Below are 24,688 nucleotides of genomic sequence, written 5' to 3' on the forward strand. Positions count from 1 at the left end.
GGCCGGTATGTCCGAGCAGCAGCACGTCCGTGCGGACGGAACGGTCACCTTCCTTCCGCACCGGCTCAACCGCCATCCCGTTGTCGTGCGCGGCCTCACCGCCGACGAGCTGTGGATCTGCTGCGGCCTGTCCGGCGCCGCCGGCCTGCTGGTCGGCGCGCCGCTGTCCTGGGTGTTCCGCACGATCGCGCTGGCGCCGACGTTCGTCGTCCTGGGCGTGGCCTTGGGCGTGTTCATCGGCGGCGGCATCCTGCGCCGCCTCAAGCGTGGGCGCCCCGACACCTGGCTGTATCGGCAACTGCAATGGCGCATCGCCACGCGCCATCCGCTGATGGCTGGCTGGGTCGGTGGCCATGTGCTGATCTCGCGCTCGGGCTTCTGGTCCACCCGCAGGAGCATGCGATGAGCCGCTTCAAAAACGAGGTTACCCACCTGCAGGCGCACATCAAGACCTTGCGGCTGGGCGCGGGCGCGCTGGTCGTCGTCGCCCTGGTCATGGGCGGCGGCTGGTGGAGCGCGCCGCGCGACCTGACCATCCACGTCCCGCCCGACCTGCGCTCTGGCAGTACCCGCAAGTGGTGGGAAGTGCCGCCCGAATCGGTCTATGCGTTCACGTTCTACGTGTTCCAGACGCTGAACCGCTGGCCGACCAATGGCGAAGAAGACTACTCGCGCAACCTCCACACGCTCTCGCCGTACCTCACCCCGTCCTGCCAGGCCTTCCTGCGGGCGGACTATGACTACCGCCGCTCCACGGGCGAGCTGCGTCAGCGCGTGCGCGGCATCTACGAGATTCCCGGCCGCGGCTATGGCGACGACCCCACGGCGCGCGTGCGCACCGTATCCGATCGCGACTGGGTGGTGACGCTGGACATCACGGCGGACGAGTACTACGGCGCCGAGCAGGTTAAACGCGCCCTGGTGCGCTATCCGATCAAGGTCACGCGGGTGGACGTCGATCCCGCCCGCAACCCGTTCGGCCTGGCGCTGGACTGCTATGAGGGCGCGCCCCAGCGCATCAGTGCACCGGAGCCGGCGCGCCCGGCGCCGAGTGGCCTTTCTCCGCAAGCGCCTCAAGGAGGAAACACCCCATGAAGCATCCTGTACTCGCGCTGCTGGGGCTACTGGCCGTGGCCGCGGCACCCGTCGCCCAGGCGGTGGAGATCCTGCGTTGGGAACGCATGCCACTGGCAGTGCCGCTGAAGGTCGGTCAGGAACGCATCGTGTTCATCAACCGGAACGTGCGCGTGGGCGTGCCCGCGGGCGTGGGCGAACGCCTGCGCGTGCAGAGTGCGGGCGGCGCGGTGTACCTGCGCGCCAGCGAGCCGATCGAGCCCACGCGGTTGCAACTGCAGGACGCCGACACGGGCGCGCTGATCCTGCTGGACATCGCAGCTGAACTGCCCAAGGACGGGGAAGCCGAGCTGGAGCCGGTGCGCATCGTCGAGGGTGACAGCGCACCGGGACGCTATGGCGAGCAAGCCGACAGTGCCGAGGCCCCGGCACGCGCCCAGGGCCAGGCAGGTGCGCGGACCGCGCGGCGCGAAACTCCGGTCCCTGTCGTGCTGACGCGCTTCGCCGCGCAGAACCTCTACGCACCGCTGCGCACCGTCGAGCCGCTTCCGGGCGTCATGCGGGCCAACCTGCCCCGCGACCTCGACCTGGACACACTGATGCCAACGCTGCCGGTGCGCGCGGTCGCGCTCGCGTCGTGGCGCCTGGAAGACCAATGGGTGACTGCCGTGCGCCTCACCAACACCGGCGCCGACTGGGTCGCGCTCGACCCGCGCGTGCTGCAAGGCGATTTCCTCACCGCCACCTTCCAGCACGAGGCGCTGGGTCCGCGCGGCACGCCCGAGGACACGACCGTCCTCTACCTGGTCACGCGCGGCCGCGGCCTCGCGCAGTCGCTGCTGCCGGCGATTCACCGCTTCGACCCTGCCGTGCATCTGCCGCAGCCGGACGGCGACGAGAACGTCGAGGAGGCCCGCCATGCGCAGTAACGGCCTGCTCAAGTGGCTGATGATCCCTGTCGCCATCCTGGTGCTGTTCGTCGGTATCCGGCTGTTCTCGGGTGGCGGCAGCACGGCGCCACCCGCGGCGGACAACGGCGCCCAGCTCACGCCCGAGGAAATGAAGGCGCTGGGCATCGAAGGCGACACCCCGCGCGACACCGTGGCGACGCTCGTTGCCCAAGTGAAGCAGTTGCGCACCGAGCTTCAGACCGCGCTCTCGGACAACAAGTCGCAGCGTGAAGAGAACCAGCGGCTGCGCCAGCGCGAGAACTCCATCGACCAGCGCATCAACTCGGCGCTCGAATCCGAGCGGTCCAACCTGCGCCGCGACCAGGAGCAGGCGGCCAGCGCGCGCCAGCAGACCGAAGGGCTGCTCGCCGACCTGCAGCGGCGCCTGGACAGCATCGGCGGGCGCGGCGGCGGCCATGCGGACCTGCCCGTGGGCCTGGGGCTGCAGGGCGGCGACGAGGCCGGCATGGAGGGCGGCGTGCGGTGGGTCGAGCCGGACGACGCAAAGCCCGCCGAGGGGCGCAACGCCGGTCGTGGCGCGAGCGGCGGAATGAGCTTCCCCACGAGCTTCGGCCCGGCGCAGAGCACGCTCGAAACCACCGCGGAAACCGTGGCGAACGCGGGCGCGCAAGTCGCGGGCGTCAAGACCGCGAAGCCCGTCTATACCGTGCCGACCAACTCCACGCTCATGGGCTCGGTCGCGATGACGGCGCTGATCGGCCGTGTGCCGATCGACGGCACGGTGAACGATCCCTATCCGTTCAAAGTCCTGGTCGGGCCGGACAACCTGACGGCGAATGGCATCGACATTCCCGATGTGGCCGGCGCCGTGTTCAGCGGCACCGCCTCGGGCGACTGGACGCTTTCGTGCGTGCGCGGCCAGGTGCGCAGCATCACGTTCGTGTTCAACGACGGCACGATCCGCACGATCCCCGAAGACCGCGAGGGCAACCAGCAGAATAACCAGCAACGCGACGGCTTGGGATGGATCAGCGACCCGCACGGCATCCCCTGCGTCAGCGGCGAGCGGCGCAGCAACGCCCAGCAGTACTTGGGCTCGCAGGCCCTGATCACGGCGGCCGGTGCCGGCGTGGCCTCGCTCATCGAGAGCGACAGCGGCCGCATGTCGTATGTCGGCTCGGACGGCTCCATCGGCACCGTGGGCATCAGCGGCCAGGAGGCGGTCGGCCAGATTCTGGCGGGCGGCGTGCGGGACATGTCGGCCTGGGTCAACAAGCTCTACGGCCAAGCGTTCGCCGCCGTCTATGTCCAGCCCGGCGCGAAGGTCGCCGTCCACCTCGAAAAGCCGCTCGCCATCGACTTCGATCCCGAAGGCCGCAAGGTCGATCACCGCACAGGAGAAAGCCATGCTCTCGAACTTGAATAGCTTGGCCCGTGGCCTGGCGCTGGTCCTCGCCGTCGCGGCGCTCGCCGGCTGCGCCACCAGCAAGGAAAAGCTGCTGACCCACGGTGACCGCACGATGATGGACATCTGGCAGCAGGAGGCCGGGGACGGCGGTGGCGCAGCCGGACGGAACGCCGGCGGCCAACTGCTCGATGCGCGCCAGAGCCTGCGTCGGCCGCTGACCGACGCCGATATGCAGGCCGCACCTGCCGAGCAGATGCGCTACACGCGCACCGCGCGCAACGAGGTCCATCGCCAGTTCCAGCGCCTGCCCAATCCCGATCTCGTGATGTACGTGTACCCGCACCTGGCCGGCACCGATCCCGTGCCGGTGCCCGGCTACACGACCGTCTTCCCGCTGTACCAGCGCATTCAGTACGCGATGCCGGGTGAGCGCGTGGAGGACTACTGATGCGCTGGAAACTTCCCTGGCCTAAGCCGGCCGCGCTGAAGCTGGCCGCATCCGGCGCTGGTGATGACGAGCAGCCGGACGGCTGGCAGCGCCACATTGAGGCCTTGCGCCAAGCCGGCATCCCCGAACCCGGCTCGGCAGTCCGGGGCCGCAAACCGGCGACGGAGGCCGACGAGCAGGCGCTGTACGAGGTCGCACCGTCCTTCGTGGAACTGCTGCCCTGGGTCGAGTTCTTGCCCGAGTCAAGGTCCATGTTGCTGGAGGACGGCCAATCGGTGGCGGCCTTCTTCGAGCTGGTGCCGCTGGGGACCGAGGGCCGGGAACCGGGCTGGCTTGCCCACGCCCGCGACGCCTTGGAGAACGCGCTGCAGGACAGCTTCGATGAGCTGGACGAGAACCCCTGGGTGCTCCAGCTCTATGCCCAGGACGAGCCGAGTTTCGACCAGTACATGCAGACCCTGCGTGACTACGTGCAGCCACGTGCCCGCGGGACAGCGTTCACCGAGTTCTACCTGCGCTTCTTCGGCCACCATCTGCGTGCGGTGGCCAAGCCCGGCGGCCTGTTCGAGGACACGGTGGTCACGCGGCTGCGCTGGCGCGGGCAGACGCGGCGCGTGCGCATGGTGGTCTATCGACGTGCCACCGGGCAGGCAAGCCGCCGCGGCCAGACGCCCGAGCAGATGCTGAACATCGTCTGCGACCGCCTGTGTGGCGGGCTGGCGAACGCCGGCATCCAGGCACGGCGCATGGTCGCAGCCGACGTCCACGACTGGCTGCTGCGGTGGCTCAATCCGCGCCCCGCGATGCTCGGGCCCAGTACAGAGGACCGGGAGCGCTTCTACGCACTGGCGCGCTACCCGGACGAGACTGAGGCCGGCGAGATCGAACTGGCGAGCGGGCGGGATTTCAGCCAGCGGCTGTTCTTCGGCCAGCCACGCTCCGACGTGGAGCACGGCACCTGGTACTTCGACGGCATGCCGCACCGTGTGCTGATCACCGACCGGCTGCGCATGCCGCCCGGCACGGGACATCTAACCGGCGAGACCCGCAAGGGCGATGCGATCAACACGCTGTTCGACCAGATGCCGGAAGACACCTTGCTTTGTCTCACGATGGTTGCCACGCCCCAGGATGTCCTGGAATCGGATCTGAACCACCTGGCGAAGAAGGCCGTGGGCGAGACGCTGGCGTCGGAGCAGACGCTCAAGGACGTGCATGAAGCCCGCTCGCTGATCGGCAGCGCGCACAAGCTCTACCGGGGCACGCTGGCGTTCTACCTGCGCGGGCGCGACGAGGCGGAACTGGATCGGCGCGGCCTGGACCTGGCGAACGTGATGCTCAACGCTGGTTTGCAGCCGGTGCGAGAGGATGATGAGGTGGCGCCGCTCAACAGCTACCTGCGCTGGCTGCCGTGCTGCTACAACCCCGGCAAGGATCGGCGCCGGTGGTACACGCAACTGATGTTCGCCCAGCACGCGGCAAACCTGTCGCCGGTGTGGGGCCGTGCCCAGGGTACGGGGCATCCAGGCATCACGATGTTCAACCGCGGCGGCGGGCCGATCACCTTCGATCCGCTCAATCGCCTGGACCGGCAGATGAACGCCCACCTGTTCCTGTTCGGCCCGACGGGTTCCGGCAAATCGGCCACGCTCAACAATCTGCTGAACCAGGTCACGGCCATTTATCGGCCGCGCCTCTTCATCGTGGAAGCCGGCAATAGCTTCGGCTTGTTCAGCGACTTCGCCAGGCGCCTGGGCCTGACCGTGAATCGGGTCAAGCTGGCCCCCGGATCGGGCATCAGCCTAGCGCCGTTCGCCGACGCGCGCCGGCTGATCGAAACGCCCAGCGATGTGCAAACGCTCGATGCCGATGCGCTGGACGAAGACCTGCCACCCGATGCCTCAGCCATGGAGGCGGACGAACAGCGCGACGTGCTGGGCGAACTGGAGATCACGGCGCGGCTGATGATCACTGGCGGCGAGGACAAGGAGGAAGCCAGGATGACGCGCGCCGACCGCTCGCTGATCCGCCAGTGCATCCTCGACGCCGCCGAGCACTGCGTGGCCGAGAAGCGCACGGTGCTCACGCGCGACGTGCGCAATGCGCTGCGCACCCGCGGCCAGGACCCGACGTTGCCCGAGATGCGGCGCGTGCGGCTGCTGGAGATGGCGGACGCGATGGACATGTTCTGCCAAGGCACGGACGGCGAGATGTTCGACCGCGACGGCACGCCGTGGCCCGAGGCCGACATCACGCTGGTGGATCTCGCGACCTATGCCCGTGAGGGCTACAACGCGCAGCTCTCGATCGCGTACATCAGCCTCATCAGCACGGTGAACAACATCGCGGAGCGTGACCAGTATCTCGGCCGCCCGATCATCAACGTGACCGACGAAGGCCACATCATCACGAAGAACCCGCTGCTCGCGCCGTATGTCGTGAAAATTACAAAAATGTGGCGCAAGTTGGGCGCCTGGTTCTGGCTGGCGACGCAAAACATCGACGATCTGCCGCGCGCCGCAGAGCCCATGCTCAACATGATCGAGTGGTGGATCTGCCTGTCGATGCCGCCGGACGAGGTGGAGAAGATCGCACGATTCCGCGAACTCTCGCCGGCGCAGAAGGCGCTGATGCTTTCGGCACGCAAGGAAGCGGGCAAGTTCACCGAGGGCGTCATCCTCTCCAAAAGCATGGAGGTGCTCTTCCGCGCCGTGCCGCCGAGCCTGTATCTCGCGCTCGCGCAGACCGAACCCGAAGAGAAGGCCGAGCGCTACCAGCTCATGCAGCAGCACGGCGTCAGCGAGTTGGATGCCGCCTTCAAGGTGGCCGAGAAGATCGACCGGGCACGCGGCATCGAGTCGCCGGCCCTGGCCCTGCCCTGAATCTGCCGTGCACCGGAGAACGCCATGGAACAGAAACGCTCATCCATTCCGATGCAGGTCCAGGCGTTCCGCCGTCGGCGCTGGCGGGCCCGCTGGCCATGGGCGTTAGGCGCAGTGCTGGTTGCGCTGCTGCTGATCTGGCTCGTGTCCCGTTCGCCAGGCGAGTCCACGCCCCAAACCTCGGCGCCTGTCAGCGAGACGCAGGTGGCCGGGCCTCCTTGGCAGATGGGCAACCCGGCAGGTCGTTTCACGCTGACGCTCTACGCGGACCTCGAATGCCCGTTCTGCCGGTCCTATTTCCCTGTCCTCAAGCGTTGGGTGGCCGGCAATGCGGACGTGGCCTTGCAATGGCACCACCTGCCGTTGGCCGCGCATGAGCCGGCCGCGTCCGCCGAAGCGCGCTTGGTGGAATGCGCGGGCGAAGCCGGCGGCCATCCCGCCTTCTGGCAGGCTGTCGAGTGGGTCTATGTCCACACACACAGCGACGGCCAGGGCTTGCCCGAAGACCTGCGCCACCCCGCCCTGACGCCAGCCATCGAACAGTGCATTGCGAGCGAGCGGCCCGACGCGGCGATTCGTACCCAAACTGCGGAAGCCACGAACAGCGGCGTGACCGCCACGCCGTCGCTGCGGCTGCACGATCGCGAAACCGGCAAGGCGATCCTGCTGCAGGGCCCGATCGAGGGCGATGCCTTGCTGTCGGCCATGGACATGCTCGCGGCCGGCGATCCCGCCGCCACACCCACATCGGAAATGCCTGCCGACGTCGTCGGCGACATGCCCAGGTAGCCCCGGTCTTCAAGGCTACGGCGCAGTCCGCTGCGCTGACCACAACCCCGTTCGCCTCGCATCCTGGCCGCGAACGATCACCGCTGCCGCGGTGATGGATGCACCTTGTTCGTTCCCCAGGAGGGCTTGCCCTCCCAGGGCGAGTGCCCTCCGATCTCACCGTCTGGAGGTTCGCCATGTCTTTCGCCGTCAATGACTCCTGCCTGGAGTCGCTTTCCGCCATCGCTGCCCAACACGAGGACTGGATCATCCAGCAAGCCATCGTGCTGCTGGAGAGACGGGTCTTCAAAGCTGGACCGTGCCTCAGCCAACCGGCCGCTGTACGGGACTACCTGCGTCTGAAACTGGTCGCTGAGCCCAATGAGATATTCGCCGCTGTGTTCCTGGACAGCCTGCACCAGGTGCTGGCCTACGAGCCGCTGTTCAGGGGCACGATCAACGCGACTTCGGTCTATCCGCGTGTCGTCGTGCAGCGTGTGCTGGAGTTGAATGCCGCCGCGGTGGTCTTCGCCCACCAGCATCCTTCGGGCGTCTCCGAGCCGTCCAGCGCGGATCGCATGCTGACCCAGCAACTGCAAGCCGCGCTGGCGCTCATCGATGTGCGGGTACTGGACCACATCATCGTCGGCCAGGGTGCCCCGTTCTCCTTTGCGGAATCCGGCCTGCTGTAGCAATGGCACCGGCTCCTTGATCCACGCGGAGGCTTCGGCCTCCGCTTTTCATTGGCGCAAGACAAGCAGGTATGCGGGCAGTCCGCGATGCGCATTGTTTGTTGGGGCCGCATGGCGTTCGGCGTTTGACTATGGCCCTTGACAACTCTTGGGGGCGCTCGACATGCCAGCATCTTCATCCAGGTTCGCATCGGGCTGGCGAACCCTTGGCCTGGCCGTTGCGCTGCCGGCTTCCCTGGCCGTGTTCAGCCCGGCCAGCTTCGCCGCCGATGTGGTGATCATCACCGACAGCCGTCACCCGGTCAGGACCATGGGTGGCGAGCAGCTGATCGAGCTGGATGAAGCGCCCCGGATCGAAGCGGAGCTTTCTGCGGCGCTGCCCGCCGATCCCGGACAGGCAACAGCCATCGTGAAGCGCCGGCTGAGCCAGGGGGGCGCTGACCTCCAGCGTCGCATCGCCACCGAATACCAGGGCGTTGCCGACGCATGGAGCCTGGGCATCACCACCATTCCGGCTGTCGTGGTGGATCAGCGCTACGTGGTCTATGGCGAGCCTGACGTGGCCCGCGCCATCGCGCGCATCGAACAGCACCGGAGGGCCGAACCGTGATCCGCTCATTCGACCTTCTGCGCCGCATGCGGGCTGCCGTCACCTCCGTGCTGCTGCTCAGCGCCACGGGCAGCTACGCCCTGAACACGGCGACCATCGTGGGTTCAGTGGCTTCGCCCGATTGCCTGGAGTACCGGGTGGTGGGTATCTGCTACTGGCTCTACTGCACCTGGACCGGCTGCACGGTGCGCACGTCCGTCAAGGTCAGGCACTACATCCCCGATGCGGTGGTTTCGTCCTACTCGAACACCGGCGAGAACCCCTGGGTCGAAGTGCGCGCCATGAGCACGCCCAACCCTTCGGCCCAGGCCGGCGGGGACGGCACCACCAATGAAGATCACGAAAACAATCTCGCGAAGTTCAAGAACGCGGACGTCATCGGCCACCCCGGCGTCGAGGTGTTCAACCAGTTCGTCTCGTCCTCGGGCTATTTCTGCGAGGGCGCAGGCACGGCCTTCATGCCGTACCTGCTCAGTACGCTGGACACGCCGGCCTGGCGCTACAACGTACCGGAGATGGTGTACCCGGAGGCATTGATCCCGGGCATGCGCGAGGTCGGCGCGCGCTCGACCCTGAACCTCTGGGGCAACGTCTATCCGCGCGGCGGCTTCCTGCACCAGACGGACGACCACAAGGCCGGTGCCGTGGTGGCCCAACGGGCCGGCGATGTGGTCACGCGCCGCGGGCAGATCCACGTCTATCAGCCGCTGCTCGCCAACTCCCGCGATGGCTACTGGCCGGCCGGCGCGCTGATGGAGGGCGATGCCTCGACCGGCAAGTGGCAGGAACTCACGCCCGTCCTGTCCTCGTCCTGCACGGTCTTCCCGCGCAACGGCTTCCTGACACAGGCCCAACAAGGCGACTACGCCTGGGCGTTGTGGCGGCCCTATGCGTGCTGCGAACGCCGGGGCCAGGTGTTCCTCGGCAGCGTCGATTTCTATTGAGGGTACGGCGATGAAGCGTCCTGAACTGATGAACCCATCCGCCAAGGTTCGCCGCCCGCTGCGCCCCACGGCGCTAGCCGGCGCGCTCGCCCTGGTCTGTGGCCTCGCGTGGGCGCAGGCCGGCTTCCAGACCAGCGGCCCCGTCATCGGCGATGAGGTCATGTACTCGATCGGCGGTGGCAGTGCGGTGTCCATGGGCCGCGCCGCTGGCATGCGTTCGATCGGGGTCGGCCTGGGTTGGAACAGCAACCTCATCTGCGGCGACATGAGCATCCAGACCACGCTGCGCAATCAGCTCAATGGGATCACGAATGGGTTCCAGCAGATCATGAGCAACGTGATCCAGAGCGCGACCAGTGCCGTGGCATCGCTGCCGGCGCTGATCATCCAGCGTGCCGATCCGGGGCTGTACAACCTGCTGACCAATGGTGTGCTGCAGGCGAGGCTGGATTTCGACCGCTCCAAGCTGACGTGTCGCGCGATGGCCGAGAAGATGGCCGAGACGGCGGGCGGCCAGCTCGGATGGAGCCAGATGGCGGAAGGCATGGCGCTGCGCGATGCGGTGTCGAGCACGGATGCCGTATCGGCGATCGAGCAGGCCGAGACGCGCCGCGGCAACGACGGCGTGCCCTGGGTGGGCGGCAGCAATGCCGGCGGCGCGGGCCAGTCGGCCATCCGGGTGGTCGGTGACGTGACGCGGGCGGGCTACAACCTGGTCAACGGGCGCAGCGTGACTGACACGTCCTCCATCGCGCCCGCCAGTTGCGCGAGCCTGTCCTGCCAGACCTGGACGTCGCCGCAGCAGGCGACCGAATGGGCGACGCGGGTTCTCGGGGAACAGGTACAGCGCACGTGTGATTCCTGCACCAAGACCGAGACCGTGCCTGGCGTCGGGCTGACGCCGCTGATCCAGGAGGAGTACGAGACCAAGCTGGAGGCCTTGCAGGAACTGGTCTCTGGGACGCGCAACACGACGTTCGAGAACCTGCATGCAGCCGGCAGCACCTCGCTGCCCATTACACGCGGCGTCATCGAGGCGCTGCGCGACGAGCCAGACCAAGACCTGCTGGCGCGACGTCTCGCGTCCGAGGTCGCGTTGTCGTCCGTGCTGGAGAAGGCATTGCTGCTCCAGCGGACCCTGCTGACCGGCAAGAAGGAACCCAACGTGGCGGCCAACCAGTTGGCGGTCGAGGCCGTGAACCACGAGAGCGACACGCTCGATCAGGAGATCCGCAACCTCAAGACCGAACTTGAACTGCGGCGCGAACTGGCGAACAACTCGCCCATGGCCATCATCCAGCGCCACGGGACGCGCGCGGCCGGCTCGCGCGGCATCTACGAAGGCGACCCGGTGCCCGACCGCCTCGATCGGTTGCAGCGGGGCAACCCGGGAGGCACGCCATGAACGCGGCCTGGCTGCGCCCGCGCTGGCTTTTCAGCCGGCGCGCGGCAAAGGCGCTGCTCCTGGCGGTGGTCATCATCGCCGCGGCCGTGGGCGCCAATCTCGTCGGCATCTACCTCGTCGGCAGCGTTGCCGGCTGGGAGCGGTGGCTGGCTGCCAGCGCGGGCTACTTCCTGGTGTGGCGGCTGTGCCTGTACGGCGCGACGGTCTATGGCTGGGTCTGGATGCGCCGCCGGCTGCTGGCCCGCGAGGAAGACGCGCAAGCGCGGCGACGCCTGGTGCGCAGCGAGATCGCCGGCGTCGTCGCCATCGTGGCGCTGGAAGCCAGCCTGCTGATGCAGAGCTGAAGAGGGAGCCGCGCCATGACGCTTTTTACGACCGACTACCTGGAGTACTACCTGACGCTGGTGTCCTGGATCGTCAACAACGGCATCTGGGCGGTGCTGGTGTCGAGCGGAGTATTCGCGCTGCCGTTCGTCGCCATCATCGTGCAGGAGTGGTTGAAGGCCCGTGCGGAAGGTGCCGACGAAGGCAACAAGGGCGTGCTCTCGGCTGCGCGCATCGAGAACCGGGTCTTCGTCGCCATCGTGGTGGTGATGTTCGCTGGCATCCCGTTCATCGACGTGGACCTCAACACCATCCAGTACGACAGCTCGCGCTCGGCCCAGTGCCAGGTCAGCGTGCCGCAGCCCACGGATACCGGCTGGTCGCAGTCCTTCAGCACCATCAACAACCAGTCGGCGAAGGTGCCGGTCTGGTGGGCTTTCATGCACGCGCTCTCGCGCGCCGTCACGAGCGCCTCGGTGGCGGCGATCCCATGCGGCACGGACCTGCGGCAGATGCGCATGGAGATCGACGCGACCCGCATTGACGACCCGGTACTGGCTCAGGAAGTAGCGGATTTCTCGCGGGATTGCTATGGGCCTGCGCGGGCCAAATTGTTCATGCAGCGCCCTCAGCTTGATGAGCAGCAGATGCACGACGTGACCTGGATAGGGTCGAGGTTTTTCACGGACACGGGCGGCTACTACGACACCTACCGCTCAAGCACGCCGCGCGACGACTGGCCCTACGACAGCACCCGCGATGCGGGGCTTGCACAGGTGGGCAGCGGTGGCGGCTACCCGACCTGCAGGCAGTGGTGGGCCGATGGCGGCAATGGCCTGCGGGCACGCCTGCTGGGACAGGTGGACCCGAACCTGTTGAATCGCCTGGCAGGCTGGGCCGGGTTCCTGAGCAGGGCCGAGGTGGACGACTCGGTGATCCGCGCCATCGCGTCACCGCGGCAACAGAAATTGAACCAGGGTAGCGTCTATACGGACTATGGCGGCCAGATCGACAAGACCTTGCCGAACATCGTGACGCGGGCCACGGGAGACGTTGGGATGGCCGTCGGCGCGATTGCCGCGTTTCCCGCCATGGACGTCGTGAGACAGTCTCTGCCCATGGTCCTCGCCTTGCTCAAGATGGCGCTGGTCATCTGCATCCCGCTTGTGCTGGTCGTAGGCACCTACGATCTGAAGACGGTCGTTACCGTCAGCGTCGTGCAGTTCGCGCTCTTCTTCACGGACTTCTGGTTTCAGCTTGCGCGCTGGATCGATTCGACGATCCTGGATGCGCTCTATGGCTGGGGGTTCGGCTGGAATCGGCCGCACACCAACTTCGACCCGCTGGTGGGGCTGAACAACGCCTTCGGAGACATGCTCCTGATGTTTGTCACGGGCACGATGTTCATCGTACTGCCTACGTTCTGGATCATGGCCTTGGCTTGGGCGGGCGTTCGTGCCGGCAACGTGTTGCAAGGCCTCGCAGGAGCCACCGGAGATGCCAAGGCTGCTGGCGGAAGGGGAGGAAGCATTGCGATCAATGCAGTGTCGAAGAAGTGATCGCTGCTAGTCGTCCTCGACATGAGGATCAATGCGGAAACCGTCGTAGGTGTATAGGCCGAATCCTGCTGGTCCGTTTCGCCACTCTGGCTCGGGCAACTCCTCGCCCAAGTCGGTGTTGCGGGCCATCCAGGCAACCACCATGACGCACACCATCACCAGGGCCAGCCAGAAGGTGGTGTACAGCAGCACCCCGAGCGCAGCCAGCTTAACCATCCACACGAGCGCGGTGGCTCCAGCCGTCGGCATGCCCTTGGAAACCAACCAGTTCGACGCCCGCCGTTCACAGCGCGCGTAGGCACGCCATCCGCGGCCAAAGGCGCGGCCGAGGCGTTCTGCGGTGCTGGTGCGAGTCGTGGTGTTCATGGTCGTCTCCTACTGCTGAGGGATGCCTATTTCAGTTTGGTCCATTTCATTCTGTTTAGGGCTTCAATGTGTTCTCTTGCTGCTTCAGGACGCTTCGTCATCCGGTTCCAACGGGCCAGGGTCGGGCTCCACGCCGATGCGGTATGTAGCAACGAAACGCGGCCAGTCCACATGGTCAACGAGATCGATGTCCTCGATGACACTGACCTTCGCGCTGGCACGCTCGAACAGCGCGATGCTCTTGGCGGGATAGTTGTTGCGCGACGGATAGAGCACCCCGTCGAACAGCACCTGGCCGTCATCTCCAAGCATCGCATGCACCTGGGCCGACACCTGCTGCGTGTGCGTGTAGTCGCGGCTGGCCAACTGCTCCAGGTTCAGGCCGAAGTAGCCCGCCATGACGCCCGGCGCCGTGAGGTCGGCCAGAAGCACGTCGTCCATCACGCCCACTGCGCGCACCATCCGGCTCTGGACTTCTTTCAGCGCGATCGAGCGCTTCGTGTCCGCAAGCCACTGGTGCTTATGAAACACCGACTCCATCAGCGCCGTGGGCAGGTCGCGCCCCAGGTAGAGCACCCCGTAGGCCTGGGCCGGGTCATCGTAGCGATTGGTGCTGCTGCGGCCATAGTACAGCGGGCTGCCCCGATAGACGACGCGGCTCACATGCTGGAGCAGCTCACCGGCATCGATCAGGAACGAAGGCAGCTCGTGGCTCATGGCGATCTCGCTTCAATGCACCTGAACGCCCAGCACGTTGAACACGGCCTCGGCCACGTCGTCGATCGTGCCATGCGTCACCGCATCCACTGGCGAGCGGCCGCCCAAGCCTTCGAGCGGTTCGGACAGTGCGCGGTAGATCGTCCAAGGGTCGATGCCCTCGACCTCCTGAAGCACGGTTTGGGTCAACTGCTGCTTCACCGGGTCGAGCTGCCAGTCGGGCAGTTTCTGGCCTCGCGGCCCCACGTTCAGCGCCAGCAGCCGACGGGCGAGGATGTCCTTGTAGATCTGCTGGCGCGACTTGTCCGCCAGCTTGGCGTACTCCGCGGGCGGCAGGTTGTGCGGCTGGTTGAAGGTTTCCAGCAGCACGGCGCGGCCTCGCTGGACGTCGGTTTCAGTCGGCGCCCAGCGCGTCTCAGCGCGCAGCGCAGCCGTCTTACGCTTCAAGGCGTGCTCCACCGTTTCACCTTCGAGGTTGGCTGGCAGCTTTACCGCCTCCACGCGCTCGTGAATGAACGCCTGCAACTCGGCCGCGAAAGCCGGCGCATCCCGGATTTCGACGGTATCCGCGAAGCGGCGCACATCCTCCACGGTGACACGCGGCAGACGGTCGGCAATGAATTCAATGGCGGTGGGCATGGTCATCTCCCAGGTAGGTTTGAGACAGGACTTACTCTAGTCGCCTTTGTCGCATTTGTCAACTTTGACGCCTAGAGAGCAACCTACCTGGCGAAAACAGCGTCTCCGCAGCATAGGCCGAGGCCAGCGGCTGGTCGCCGCGCAATCCATTCGTGCGGGTTCCACATTGACGCTGGAACCGCAACCCAGGCCCCGCTATACCGAAACGGTTAAAGGCCAAAGGGCCGAAACGGCAAGGGAATGGGGTGCAAGGGGAAAGGCCCTACCTCGAAAAGGCAAAAAGGCCTCCCGGTCGGCCCGCCACAGGACACCCGCATGCTCTCCCTGTTCCAGCGAAAACGGCCCCCGGTCGCCGGCGCGCCACCGCCAGCACCCGCCACCGTCCTCCCGAAAGGGTTGATGCGGCCCGAGTCGGCCGCATCGCTGCTGGCCACCCCGCGCCGGCAGAAGCTGCTGGAGCACATTTGGCAGCGCACCTCGCTGTCGCGCAGGCAATTCGCCACGCTGTACCGAGCGCCCCTGGAACGCTACGCCGAGCTGGTCCAGGCCTTCCCGGCCTCCGAGGCGCATCACCATGCCTATCTGGGCGGCATGCTCGACCACGGCCTCGAAATCGTCGCCTACAGTCTGAAACTGCGGCAGTCCCATCTGCTGCCCATCGGCGCCAGCCCCGAAGACCAAGCGGCACAGTCCGAAGCCTGGACCGCCGCCGTCGCCTACGCCGCGCTGCTGCACGACATCGGCAAGATCGCCGTCGATCTGCACGTCGAGCTGGCCGACGGCAGCATCTGGCACCCTTGGCACGGCCCGCTGCGCCAGCCATACCGATTCCGCTACCGCGACGATCGCGAGTACCGCCTGCACAGCGCCGCGACAGGTTTGCTCTACCACCAACTGCTCGACCGTGAGGCCCTGGACTGGCTCAGCGGCTATCCGTCCCTGTGGGCACCACTGCTCTACGTCCTGGCCGGGCAGTACGAGCACGCCGGCGTACTGGGCGAACTTGTCGTGCAGGCAGACCGGGCCTCGGTGGCCCAGGAGCTGGGCGGCGATCCGGCCCGCGCCATGGCTGCGCCCAAGCACGCGCTGCAGCGCAAGCTGCTCGACGGGTTGCGCTACCTGCTCAAGGAACAGTTGAAACTGAACCAGCCGGAAGCCTCCGATGGCTGGCTCACCGACGATGCCCTGTGGCTGGTGAGCAAAACGGTCTCGGACAAACTGCGTGCGCACCTGCTGTCCCAAGGCGTCGATGGCATCCCTGCGAACAACACCGCGGTGTTCAACGTCCTCCAGGATCACGGCATGTTGCAGCCGGCGCCCGACGGCAAGGCTATTTGGCGCGCGACCATAACCAGTTCCACCGGCTGGTCCCACTCGTTCACCCTGTTGCGCCTCGCTCCTGCGCTGATCTGGGAATCTGGCGAGCGACCGACGCCTTTTGCAGGCACGGTAGCGATCGACGCGGCAGTCGCCGAAAACGACGCCGAGGCGCCGAAAATGCCGCCTGCGGCCATGGCGAAGGCAGCCCCGAACGGTCAGAAACTTCCATCTTGGGAAGGCAGTAGTACCGTCACCGCCTCACCGCCTAAGGCCCAGCCCGTGTCCGATGTCATGGAGGACATGCTGGCAATGGTGAGCACGAGCGGCTCGCCTGGTGCCGAGCAGGATGTGGAGCCGGTTGCACAGAGAAGCTACCCCGCAGACCCCAGCACTCCTATGCCAGCGACTGCCGCAGTGCTTCCTTCGCCACCACCATCTACTGCTAAACCACCCCTAACAGCAGCGCCCCCGTCAGGCGAACATTTCATGATGTGGCTGAAACAGGGAATTGCTTCGCGCCGGCTCATCATCAACGACGCAAAAGCGCTCGTGCATTCCGTGAATGACACGGCCTACTTGGTCAGCCCAGGTGTGTTCCAGCGCTACGTCCAGGAGCACCCTCATGTCGGCACGCTGGCACGGCAGGACAAGATGCCGGATTGGCAGTGGGTGCAGAAGCGCTTTGAGAAACTGGGGTTGCATCGAAAGCACGACAGCGGCTTGAACATCTGGATCTGTGAAGTCACCGGGCCGCGCAAGTCCCGGAAGCTGCATGGGTATTTGCTGATCGATGCGAATTGGTTGTTCGATGCAGTACCACCCAACAATCCTTATCTCAGAGTTACGCAAGAGATTTGAGCATGGAGTCCTACGTGGCGGTGAGATACGGTAGAGTTCGCCTTGGTAGGTTAGCGGCTAGCCAAGGTGTCCAGCACAAAGTCAGCGCGTTGCGCCACTCTGATCTTGGGCAACCGCGATACCGCATAGCCCAGCGCTGGATAGGTGCGCTGAAGCCGCTCGAATTCAGCCCGCGCTTCATCCATGCTGTGACGGCGTTCTTCGTCCTGCACATAGATTTCAGGCCACGGCGGGGCCAGAAAGATGCGCGAGTGGTAGCGATGCGACTGGGCAATCGTGTCCAGAATAGTAGTGCCGTCCAGTGCCTGGGGTGCTGCCGCCGCGTCGATCAGGCCACGGTCGAAGAACACCCATTGCGTATTGCTGCGTGGCGCATTGGCATGGTTGTCTAGCGCAAGGTCGATGGCCCCGCGCAGGAAGGCCGTCATGTCGAGCCACGGCAGGGCCTGGCCGCCCGTGCGTGTTTGTTCCTGAACGATACGCCGTCCAGGCTCCTCAATTACGGCATCCCTGGATTTCCATTCAACCCCCACAAACGAGAACGACGATCAACTATCTCCTGAAAGGCCATCAGCATCCATCAAGGCCAGCATGCCAACAATGAGTGCGTGCATGCCCTGTTGAGTTCGGCCTCCATCTCGGCTTCCTCCGTCGCACGGTCTGCATCCACGACGGGTTCCCGTTCGGCGACCGAGTACACCGTGTCGGCCACGGCAAGGCAGTGGAACGCCACGGTGGTCAACAGCCAGCGCGCATGCTCCATCGATATGCCGTAGGCCTGAGCGATGTGGCGTTGGTGGCCGACGATCTTGTCGAGCATGGGCTGGGTCGCCGCCAGACGGCGGATCACGTTGGGTACGCCTTGCCGTCGCCAAGATGCTTGGGCTTGAGCATCGGCGTCTCGTGGGCGTGCAGCACCACGTGGCGACGCAGTTCGTCATCCAGCGCCTTTACCATCGGCTGCAGTTGCGCGCCGCACGCACCGACCCACTGTGCCAGCGTCGAGCGGGCAACAGTAAGTCTGATGCTCTTTGCGCATTCAGATGAATGCATTACGCCCATACGAAATCCGAAATCAGCTCGGCCGCGCACAGCAGATGGCAGTTGTCTATGGCTGTAAATGCGCTTCCCGCAGAGCCATGTCCTCTCTCAGAATACGCTGGATCTCCAGTATCGCGGCCGCGCTCTGTTGCACGCTGTGCCCCGAAATAATGACTTTCTCGGACTGTGCGCCGGGAAGATGTGCGCTGCGATAAGGCACAAGACCGTCATCGGAATCATCGAGGGCCACTTCGGAATTGGCTTGGGCCACGATCGAGTGATAGCGCACCTGGGATGAGATGGGAAAGCCCGCCGCCGTACGCACGAACGGATCGTTTTCGTCGAGATTGTTCACGCTATTGGGAATGGTTGCCAGGCTTTCACGGCTGCTGGCGGCCGCATTGGGTGTCAGTGTATGGGCGAGTTCTTCGAGCACCGTAATGGGAAAGCGGATAAATCCCGCCATCCAGCGCCCCAGGCGTCCACCCGCGACCGATGTGCCCCGATGAGGCGCCGCGATGAAGATGGCACTGCTGACATTCGGGAAGGGCTCGAAGCGCAACATGGGATCAATGCGCCTGATCTGCTGCGGCGTCAACCGACTGTGATCCGCAGCCAATTGCACCAGCGATTGATCGGTTGACGACACCATCAACCGCGCGATGACCCCGCCCATGCTATGCCCCACCAGCACGAGGTCGGACGACGCCGGCGCTTGGCCGGATGGGTCGAAATGCGTCAGCGTATCCCCGAGCGCCCTGCGAATCATGGCGTGGTTCAACGCGACTGGCATGTTGGTCGGGTAGTAGACCTGCCAGATCTGGTAATGCTGGCGCAGGGCCTCATCGCCCAGGATTTCGTTGGCGAGTTCCACCCAGGCTTCAGGGCTGCTGGCCAGTCCGTGCAGCATGACGATGATCCGCCTGTTCGGATCGTAGGGCTGCATCAAGTAGACGTGCGGGCGGTCGATGCCACCCTCGCGCCCGAGCAGGCTGCGCAGCGACTGGCGGTTGAAATTGGCACGGGCCAGCCATACGCCATAGCCGGCCGTGAAATTGGCCGCCAGCGGCACACGTTGGCCGCGCAGCATAATGGCCGATTCCACATAGGGGTCATGCACCGTCAGACGGGCTGTACGAGCATGCAGCACGCTGTCCAAGTTGTCTCCGTCGGGATGCAGCAGAACCGTCATGGACGGCGCGGGCATCTCGCTCCAGGGCAGCGGTTGCTGATCATGTTTTGCCGCTGGGCGACCACCCCGAGTTGGGGCGGCGCTCAGGGACTCGTCCGGAATGACCGCCACAAGCTCGGCGCCAAAGCCGTCGCGCCGGTAGAGGCTACGCAATCCACGGAAAGACAGGGACGAGGCTGGCAGGAGTTCGGCTGGCACCGCCGTACTGCCCGGTAAGCGCGCGCCGCGCATATCCAGCTTCAGTTCCCAGCCTGCAATGTTCCAACTGGTCTGGTCGGACAACTGCGTCGGCATTTGTTGCCGAACTTCGAACATGCCGGTGGCCGCATGCTCGACGGCATAGTTATACCAATCCCGCACTTGGGTCTGGCGATCCTCGAAGGCCCGCTCTCCCGGAGTATGGTCACCAAGGAACAGATAAGCATAGGCATAGCGAATCGTCTCAAGCCAGGCGGCTTGCTGCGCTGAACCGGGCTTCATGGCCTGAGCCTGCGCCAGCCATAGTTCGGACAGTGCAGCCAGGCGTCTATCCGTGGCAACCCCCGTCACGGTAGCCAAGGCCTCCGCGCACTCCGAGGAGATCGGCTTTGCGCATGCCTGCTCATCCAATGCCGCCACCCTGATGGTCTGGACAGTCGCATCGCTGAGCTTGCCACGTGTCAGGATGTCGCCGCGCTTGAGTTCGATGGCCTCCCTGGTAGGTAGCGTATGAACTTCAACCACTGGGCCGAACTCGCGCAGGATCGAGCAGCCCCCCAGCAGCAGCGGAGCAAGAGCGGCGCATGTAATGAGAAGGCAGGCCTGCGGGAACCTCATGGATTCACCTCGTTGGCAGGGATGCCTGGCACGCCTTGTCGAATCGACATCGAGAAGTCATCCTCTGACACATCGGAAGCAAGGGCACGTTCGTTGATATGCCCCAGTGCCTGCAATTCATCGTAACGATAGCCAGGCGTCAATCCATGCATGTCGTAGACGTACCGCGCAAAATATCCAGACAGCAGCAGGCGATAGTCCATTGGCAATGCGGGCGCAATGACCCGGGCCAGCTCGAATACGATGGTCGTGCAGTTACTGGTTAACGTGTTGTAAAAGCGCGGTTTCTGCCGCAGTTCATTGGCCGCGTTCAGAAACTCCAGAAACAACGCGCGGGCACTCGCCTGATTCATCTGCAAGCGATAGAGATAAACATCTTCGCCTCGCGCGTTGCTGCGCGTACGCACAATGTCTCGCTCATCGGCGGCTACCAGGATCTGCTCGAACTGACGGAAGAATCCTCCTACCGCCGAGAAGGACTCATGGCGTTCCTTGCGAATTTCCAGCGAGAACACCACGCGATCACCGCCATCGAAGCCGAACGACACCAGGGTGTGGGCGATGTGCGGCCCCATCCAGTAGGAAAGCACCAAGTCGGCGCTGCGCAGACGATCCAGGTCGTATGTGCGGCTCTCCCACTGCGGGGTGTAGTCGGTTTCGCTGCGCCACTGGAAGTTGCGCACATTATTCAGGTGAACATGGTTGCCGTCGATCCTGGCCTCCAGCAACTGGGCGACATCGTCAGCCCATACACGCTGGTGTGACGGCTGCAGCGTCCCCCACCACATGAGCAGGGAGGCGGCTGCGATCACAAATGCGAATCCGGCGATGTTGCGATTGCGCCGCCCAAGCAAGCCCGCCCGCGACAAGACAACGGTCACACCCAACGTAGACCACATGGCAATGACGAACCATCGCACCACCGAAGGTCCCGGCATCTGATGCCACAGAGCCAGCGCACCCCACACAGTCAGCAGCAGTACCACAAAGCCGATCGCCAAGCCTGCAAGGGCGCGCAGGACTCTGTGCATCACTCCGCTCATTGAGGCTGCAAAAGCTCAAGCAACAGTTGCCGGTGCGCATCCCGTAACTGCACCAGCGAGATGGAAGGACTGCCCTTGGACAGCATCGAGGAACTCAGCCACAGCACTGCGGGCGCGAGCGCCAACGGGAAGAAGTGTTCGGTCAAGACGCCTGGGCGAATGACGCCTCGGCGTATGTTGCGGTGGATGATGGTCTGCGCCCGCTCTTTCAGCCCGAGCGCAACTTCGTTGTGCCAACGCTGCACCAGCTCTGGAGTTCGGGCGCTTTCGGCCAGAAGCAGCCGGTAGATCGACATCGTGGCAGGGGAGCTGAAGGTCGCGTACAGGCGATCCAGGTAGACATCTACCAGCTCTGGCAACGTCAGATCCTCATCCGGGAGCCAGCCCTGGAAATCACAAATCTGCTTCGTCGTACGTTCGAGCAAGGCGTGAAAAATTTCTTCCTTGCTTTTGAAGTGGGCATAGATGCCAGCCTTGGACAAGCCCGCGCATTCCGCCAGGCGCTCCATCGACACTGCGTTGTATGTCCGATCCGCGAATTCGACCAGGGCCGCGTCGAGTATTTCCTCTTTCCTGGCGGCAGAGGACAGGTAGGGGCGCTTGTTGTCTGGCGCGTCATCTTTATTGGGTGGCATTCAAAGGCTCTGTTCAAAGATCTGAGGGGTGTTCCCATGGGCCTGTCACCGGCTCTACCAAGAATCAGGGCCTTCCTTGAACCCAAGCCGGCAGCTCGAATTGACCTGCGTCAATGACCGACGAGCCCGCTGATTGCGGTTCTTGGATTGTAACGTATAATTGAAAGCAACCGTCCAGTCGTTTGTTTTCAGATTTCACAATGCAGATCAACACAGGGCGCGAGTGAACCCGGCACATCGGGTTACGACACAGGAAGAGCGCCCTATCAACCAGCCGGGGAACACGGGGATGCACATATCAACAAGGAGATGAAGTGGGCTTGACAGCACTTGCAAGCAAGAAAGTAGGGCCTGCGGACACCAGCCACGAACCCCGCATTGCGGGGGTGGCAGCCATTCCCTCCTCTGCGACCAGACCCTCTTCAGCCCGATACCTGTACGGAACGTGACCATGCTCCCAACTTCCCCGTTGTTTCCCGCGTTCAGATTGCGCGCTGCCTCGTTGGCCCTGAGCGCCGTCGTCTTGACCGGCTGCATGTCGCTCGCTCCGGCGCCAGACACCCCGCCATTGCCCGTGCCCGAAGCCTGGCCCGCGCATCTTGGATCAGGCACCGACGGCGCCCACGCGGGAGAGCTTGCCTGGCAGGCGTACTTCACCGACCCCCTGCTGCAACGCCTCATCGAGACCGCGCTGCAAAACAACCGCGACCTGCGCGTGGCCGCGCTGCGCGTCGAGGAAGCCAGCGCCACATTCCGCATTCAGCGCTCGGATCGTTTTCCTGCCATGGGCGTGGGCGCCCAAGGTGGGCGCGCGCGCGTCCCTGGCGACCTGAACATGTCGGGCCGATCGCAGGTGGGCGGCGAGTACCGGGCCGAGGTGGGTTTGACCACCTGGGAACTGGATCTGTGGGGTCGGATCCGCAACCTAGAAGACGCCGCCCTGCAAACTTGGCTGGCTTCCGACGCGGCTCGCCAGGCCGTCCATTTGGCGCTGATCGCCCAGGTGGCAGACGGCTATCTTGGCCTGCGCGAGATCGACGAACGCGTGGCGATCGCACGGCAAACCGTGACCACCCGCGAGGAGTCCTATCGCATTTTCCGGCGCCGCGTCGAAGTCGGCTCGACCTCGAAGCTGGATCTCACACAGGTCCAGACCCTGCTGAACCAAGCTCAGGCGCTGCTGACGCAGCTTGAGCAGGCTCGCACCACGCAACTGCACGCCCTGGCACTGCTGGTAGGCGCTGATCCCGGCCCGCTGCCCGCCAAGGCACCCTTCGATGAAACGACGGTTCTGGCTGAGCTGCGGGCCGGTCTGCCTTCGGAGCTGCTGGTCAGTCGCCCGGACATCATTTCCGCCGAACACCAATTGCGTGCCAGCAATGCCCACATCGGCGCGGCCCGCGCGGCGTTTTTGCCGCGCATTGCGCTGACCGGCAGCTTCGGCACGGCCAGCTCCGACTTGAATGGCTTGTTCGATTCCGGCAGTCGTGCCTGGACCTTCATGCCCACCCTGTCGCTGCCCATCTTCGATGGCGGGCGCCGCCGCGCCAATCTGGAGCTGAGCGAAGTGCGCCGCGACATCGCCGTCGCCGGATACGAAAAAACCATTCAAACGGCCTTCCGCGAGGTGGCCGATGCGCTGAGCGCAAAGCACTGGCTGGCTGAGCAGTTGACGATCCAGAGAGCCAACCTGGAAGCGCAAAGCGAACGCGCACGCCTGGCCAAGTTGCGCTACGACAACGGCTCGGCCGCCTTCTTGGAAGTGCTGGATGCCCAACGCGATCTGCTGGGAGCCCAGCAACAACTGGTACAGGCGCGCCGCGCGCTGCTGTCCAGCCAGGTGGCGCTGTATGCCGCGCTCGGCGGCGGCACCCTCGCCGCAGCCGGCGAGGCACAGGGTGCGGCCTCGACTCCCGCTTCCACCCCATCAACCCGTTAAGGCACGCCGAACCCATGACTGTCTCCCCCTCTCTCAAGAAAAAACTCCTGGTCGCTTTCGCTGCAGCGGTTGTTGCCGCGCTGGCCTGGTGGAGCTGGACGAGGTTTACCGACAGCGGCCCGGGCGAAGGATTCGTCAACGGCAATGGCCGCATCGAAGCCACCGAGATCGACGTGGCCACCAAACTTCCCGGCCGCATCGAAGACATCCTGGTGCGTGAAGGCGATTTCGTCACAGCCGGCCAGCCACTGGCCAAGATGCGGCTGGAAACGCTGGAAGCGCAGCGCGACGAGGCCCTGGCCATGCGTCAGCAGGCTGAGCATTCGGTGACCGCGGCGCAGGCACAGGTGGCGCTGCGTGAAGCCGACGTGACTGCCGCCTTGGCTCTGGTTGGTCAGCGCGAGTCCGAACTGGACGCCGCGCAACGGCGCCTGACACGCTCCAGCACGCTGTCGAGTGAGGGAGCCGCCTCGATCCAGGAACTGGACGATGACCGGGCGCGCGTACGGGGCGCCCAAGCGACCCTCGCGGCCAGCAAGGCACAGGCCGCCGCTGCCCGCGCCGCGGTCGAAGCCGCCAGGGCGCAGTTTGTCGGCGCGCAGTCCAGCGTGTCCGCCGCTACGGCCAGTATCAGCCGCATCGAAGCCGACATCCGCGACAGCGAACTGCGGTCTCCGCGCGACGGACGGGTTCAGGTGCGTGTCGCGCAACCCGGCGAGGTGCTTGGAGCGGGCGGACGTGTCTTGAACCTCCTTGATCTGTCGGACGTGTACATCACCTTCTTCCTGCCCGAAACCGTGGCCGGCCGCGTTGCGCTGGGCTCGGAGGTTCGCATCATTCTGGATGCCGCGCCCGAGTATGTGATTCCAGCCACCGTTTCCTTCGTCGCCAGCGCAGCGCAGTTCACCCCCAAGACGGTGGAAACCGCCAGCGAGCGACAAAAGCTGATGTTTCGCGTGCGCGCGCAGATTTCGCAGGAGCTGCTGCGTGAGCACCTGAACCAGGTCAAGACCGGTCTGCCCGGCGTAGCCTGGGTCAAGCTCGACGCCAAGGCCGAGTGGCCTCAGAACCTCTCCGTTCGTGTGCCGGAGTAAGAT

Annotated in this window: 25 protein-coding genes; 16 read left to right on the forward strand and 9 right to left on the reverse strand. The window is 65.1% G+C overall.

The annotated features are described in order from the left end of the window. The first annotated feature begins 7 nt into the window (after positions 1–7). The 13 genes from CEW87_RS01610 to CEW87_RS01670 all read left to right on the forward strand — a co-directional run bounded on the left by CEW87_RS01610 (position 8) and on the right by CEW87_RS01670 (position 13,025). A complete protein-coding gene (locus tag CEW87_RS01610; RefSeq protein ID WP_003050133.1) occupies positions 8–406 on the forward strand; it encodes a TIGR03750 family conjugal transfer protein in 399 nt (132 codons plus the stop codon). Beyond that, entirely contained in the window at positions 403–1,095 is a 693-nt protein-coding gene (locus CEW87_RS01615; protein WP_003050116.1) for a PFL_4703 family integrating conjugative element protein, read from the forward strand. The genes CEW87_RS01610 and CEW87_RS01615 overlap by 4 nt, the downstream gene beginning before the upstream one ends. Further along, the gene (locus tag CEW87_RS01620; RefSeq protein WP_003050114.1) at positions 1,092–2,003 is read left to right on the forward strand and encodes a TIGR03749 family integrating conjugative element protein; all 912 of its coding nucleotides are present in this window, start codon (positions 1,092–1,094) and stop codon (positions 2,001–2,003) included. Before CEW87_RS01615 ends, CEW87_RS01620 begins: the two co-directional genes overlap by 4 nt. Beyond that, complete coding sequence (locus tag CEW87_RS01625; RefSeq protein ID WP_003050111.1) at positions 1,993–3,411, forward strand: TIGR03752 family integrating conjugative element protein; 1,419 nt, start codon at positions 1,993–1,995, stop codon at positions 3,409–3,411. Before CEW87_RS01620 ends, CEW87_RS01625 begins: the two co-directional genes overlap by 11 nt. Continuing rightward, entirely contained in the window at positions 3,392–3,841 is a 450-nt protein-coding gene (locus CEW87_RS01630) for a TIGR03751 family conjugal transfer lipoprotein (protein WP_003050109.1), read from the forward strand. Before CEW87_RS01625 ends, CEW87_RS01630 begins: the two co-directional genes overlap by 20 nt. After that, entirely contained in the window at positions 3,841–6,723 is a 2,883-nt protein-coding gene (locus CEW87_RS01635; protein ID WP_003050106.1) for a conjugative transfer ATPase, read from the forward strand. Before CEW87_RS01630 ends, CEW87_RS01635 begins: the two co-directional genes overlap by 1 nt. A 24-nt stretch (positions 6,724–6,747) precedes the next feature. Next, positions 6,748–7,512 (forward strand): DsbA family protein, encoded by a 765-nt coding sequence (locus CEW87_RS01640; protein ID WP_003050104.1) that lies wholly within the window; start codon positions 6,748–6,750, stop codon positions 7,510–7,512. A gap of 176 nt (positions 7,513–7,688) precedes the next feature. Further along, the gene (locus tag CEW87_RS01645; RefSeq protein ID WP_003050103.1) at positions 7,689–8,183 is read left to right on the forward strand and encodes a JAB domain-containing protein; all 495 of its coding nucleotides are present in this window, start codon (positions 7,689–7,691) and stop codon (positions 8,181–8,183) included. Positions 8,184–8,346: 163 nt separating this feature from the next. Beyond that, positions 8,347–8,793, forward strand: a complete 447-nt coding sequence (locus CEW87_RS01650; RefSeq protein WP_003050101.1) for a TIGR03757 family integrating conjugative element protein — start codon at positions 8,347–8,349, stop codon at positions 8,791–8,793. Continuing rightward, entirely contained in the window at positions 8,790–9,737 is a 948-nt protein-coding gene (locus CEW87_RS01655) for a TIGR03756 family integrating conjugative element protein (RefSeq protein WP_003050097.1), read from the forward strand. Before CEW87_RS01650 ends, CEW87_RS01655 begins: the two co-directional genes overlap by 4 nt. A gap of 10 nt (positions 9,738–9,747) precedes the next feature. Beyond that, positions 9,748–11,142, forward strand: coding sequence for an integrating conjugative element protein (locus CEW87_RS01660; protein ID WP_003050095.1), 1,395 nt, complete (start codon positions 9,748–9,750; stop codon positions 11,140–11,142). After that, positions 11,139–11,486 (forward strand): hypothetical protein, encoded by a 348-nt coding sequence (locus CEW87_RS01665; RefSeq protein WP_003050094.1) that lies wholly within the window; start codon positions 11,139–11,141, stop codon positions 11,484–11,486. The genes CEW87_RS01660 and CEW87_RS01665 overlap by 4 nt, the downstream gene beginning before the upstream one ends. A gap of 15 nt (positions 11,487–11,501) precedes the next feature. Beyond that, entirely contained in the window at positions 11,502–13,025 is a 1,524-nt protein-coding gene (locus CEW87_RS01670; RefSeq protein WP_003050092.1) for a conjugal transfer protein TraG N-terminal domain-containing protein, read from the forward strand. Positions 13,026–13,031: 6 nt separating this feature from the next. Here the strand turns inward: CEW87_RS01670 and CEW87_RS01675 are convergent, their stop codons facing one another. From CEW87_RS01675 to CEW87_RS01685, 3 genes are all read right to left on the reverse strand, one after another. Continuing rightward, positions 13,032–13,391 (reverse strand): DUF3742 family protein, encoded by a 360-nt coding sequence (locus tag CEW87_RS01675; RefSeq protein ID WP_003050090.1) that lies wholly within the window; start codon positions 13,389–13,391, stop codon positions 13,032–13,034. An 84-nt stretch (positions 13,392–13,475) separates the two neighbouring features. Then, the gene (locus tag CEW87_RS01680) at positions 13,476–14,108 is read right to left on the reverse strand and encodes an RES family NAD+ phosphorylase (RefSeq protein ID WP_003050087.1); all 633 of its coding nucleotides are present in this window, start codon (positions 14,106–14,108) and stop codon (positions 13,476–13,478) included. 12 nt (positions 14,109–14,120) lie between these two features. Beyond that, positions 14,121–14,747, reverse strand: coding sequence for a hypothetical protein (locus tag CEW87_RS01685; RefSeq protein ID WP_003050085.1), 627 nt, complete (start codon positions 14,745–14,747; stop codon positions 14,121–14,123). Between the two features lie 315 nt (positions 14,748–15,062). On the opposite strand from CEW87_RS01685, the gene mobH reads away from it, so the two are divergent. After that, positions 15,063–16,925, forward strand: coding sequence for a MobH family relaxase (gene mobH, locus CEW87_RS01690; RefSeq protein ID WP_003050081.1), 1,863 nt, complete (start codon positions 15,063–15,065; stop codon positions 16,923–16,925). A 50-nt stretch (positions 16,926–16,975) separates the two neighbouring features. Here the strand turns inward: mobH and CEW87_RS01695 are convergent, their stop codons facing one another. The 6 genes from CEW87_RS01695 to CEW87_RS01720 are packed head-to-tail and all read right to left on the reverse strand — an operon-like array spanning position 16,976 to position 21,652. After that, entirely contained in the window at positions 16,976–17,458 is a 483-nt protein-coding gene (locus CEW87_RS01695) for an AAA family ATPase (protein WP_013520789.1), read from the reverse strand. Positions 17,459–17,505: 47 nt separating this feature from the next. After that, entirely contained in the window at positions 17,506–17,775 is a 270-nt protein-coding gene (locus tag CEW87_RS01700; RefSeq protein WP_003050070.1) for a hypothetical protein, read from the reverse strand. Next, entirely contained in the window at positions 17,772–17,978 is a 207-nt protein-coding gene (locus CEW87_RS01705; RefSeq protein ID WP_199917100.1) for an IS66 family transposase, read from the reverse strand. Before CEW87_RS01705 ends, CEW87_RS01700 begins: the two co-directional genes overlap by 4 nt. A 55-nt stretch (positions 17,979–18,033) precedes the next feature. Next, a complete protein-coding gene (locus tag CEW87_RS01710) occupies positions 18,034–19,974 on the reverse strand; it encodes an esterase/lipase family protein (protein ID WP_003050063.1) in 1,941 nt (646 codons plus the stop codon). Continuing rightward, entirely contained in the window at positions 19,971–21,005 is a 1,035-nt protein-coding gene (locus CEW87_RS01715; protein ID WP_003050060.1) for a DUF4105 domain-containing protein, read from the reverse strand. The genes CEW87_RS01710 and CEW87_RS01715 overlap by 4 nt, the downstream gene beginning before the upstream one ends. A gap of 8 nt (positions 21,006–21,013) precedes the next feature. Then, complete coding sequence (locus tag CEW87_RS01720; RefSeq protein WP_003050058.1) at positions 21,014–21,652, reverse strand: TetR/AcrR family transcriptional regulator; 639 nt, start codon at positions 21,650–21,652, stop codon at positions 21,014–21,016. A 451-nt stretch (positions 21,653–22,103) separates the two neighbouring features. Between CEW87_RS01720 and CEW87_RS01725 the strand changes: the two genes are divergently transcribed. Continuing rightward, positions 22,104–23,591: an efflux transporter outer membrane subunit gene (locus tag CEW87_RS01725; protein WP_108971207.1), complete on the forward strand. Its 1,488-nt coding sequence runs from the start codon at positions 22,104–22,106 to the stop codon at positions 23,589–23,591. A gap of 14 nt (positions 23,592–23,605) precedes the next feature. Next, positions 23,606–24,685 (forward strand): HlyD family secretion protein, encoded by a 1,080-nt coding sequence (locus CEW87_RS01730; protein WP_003050054.1) that lies wholly within the window; start codon positions 23,606–23,608, stop codon positions 24,683–24,685. Positions 24,686–24,688 lie beyond the last annotated feature (3 nt).

Source organism: Parazoarcus communis (assembly GCF_003111665.1).
GTDB lineage: Bacteria > Pseudomonadota > Gammaproteobacteria > Burkholderiales > Rhodocyclaceae > Parazoarcus > Parazoarcus communis_B.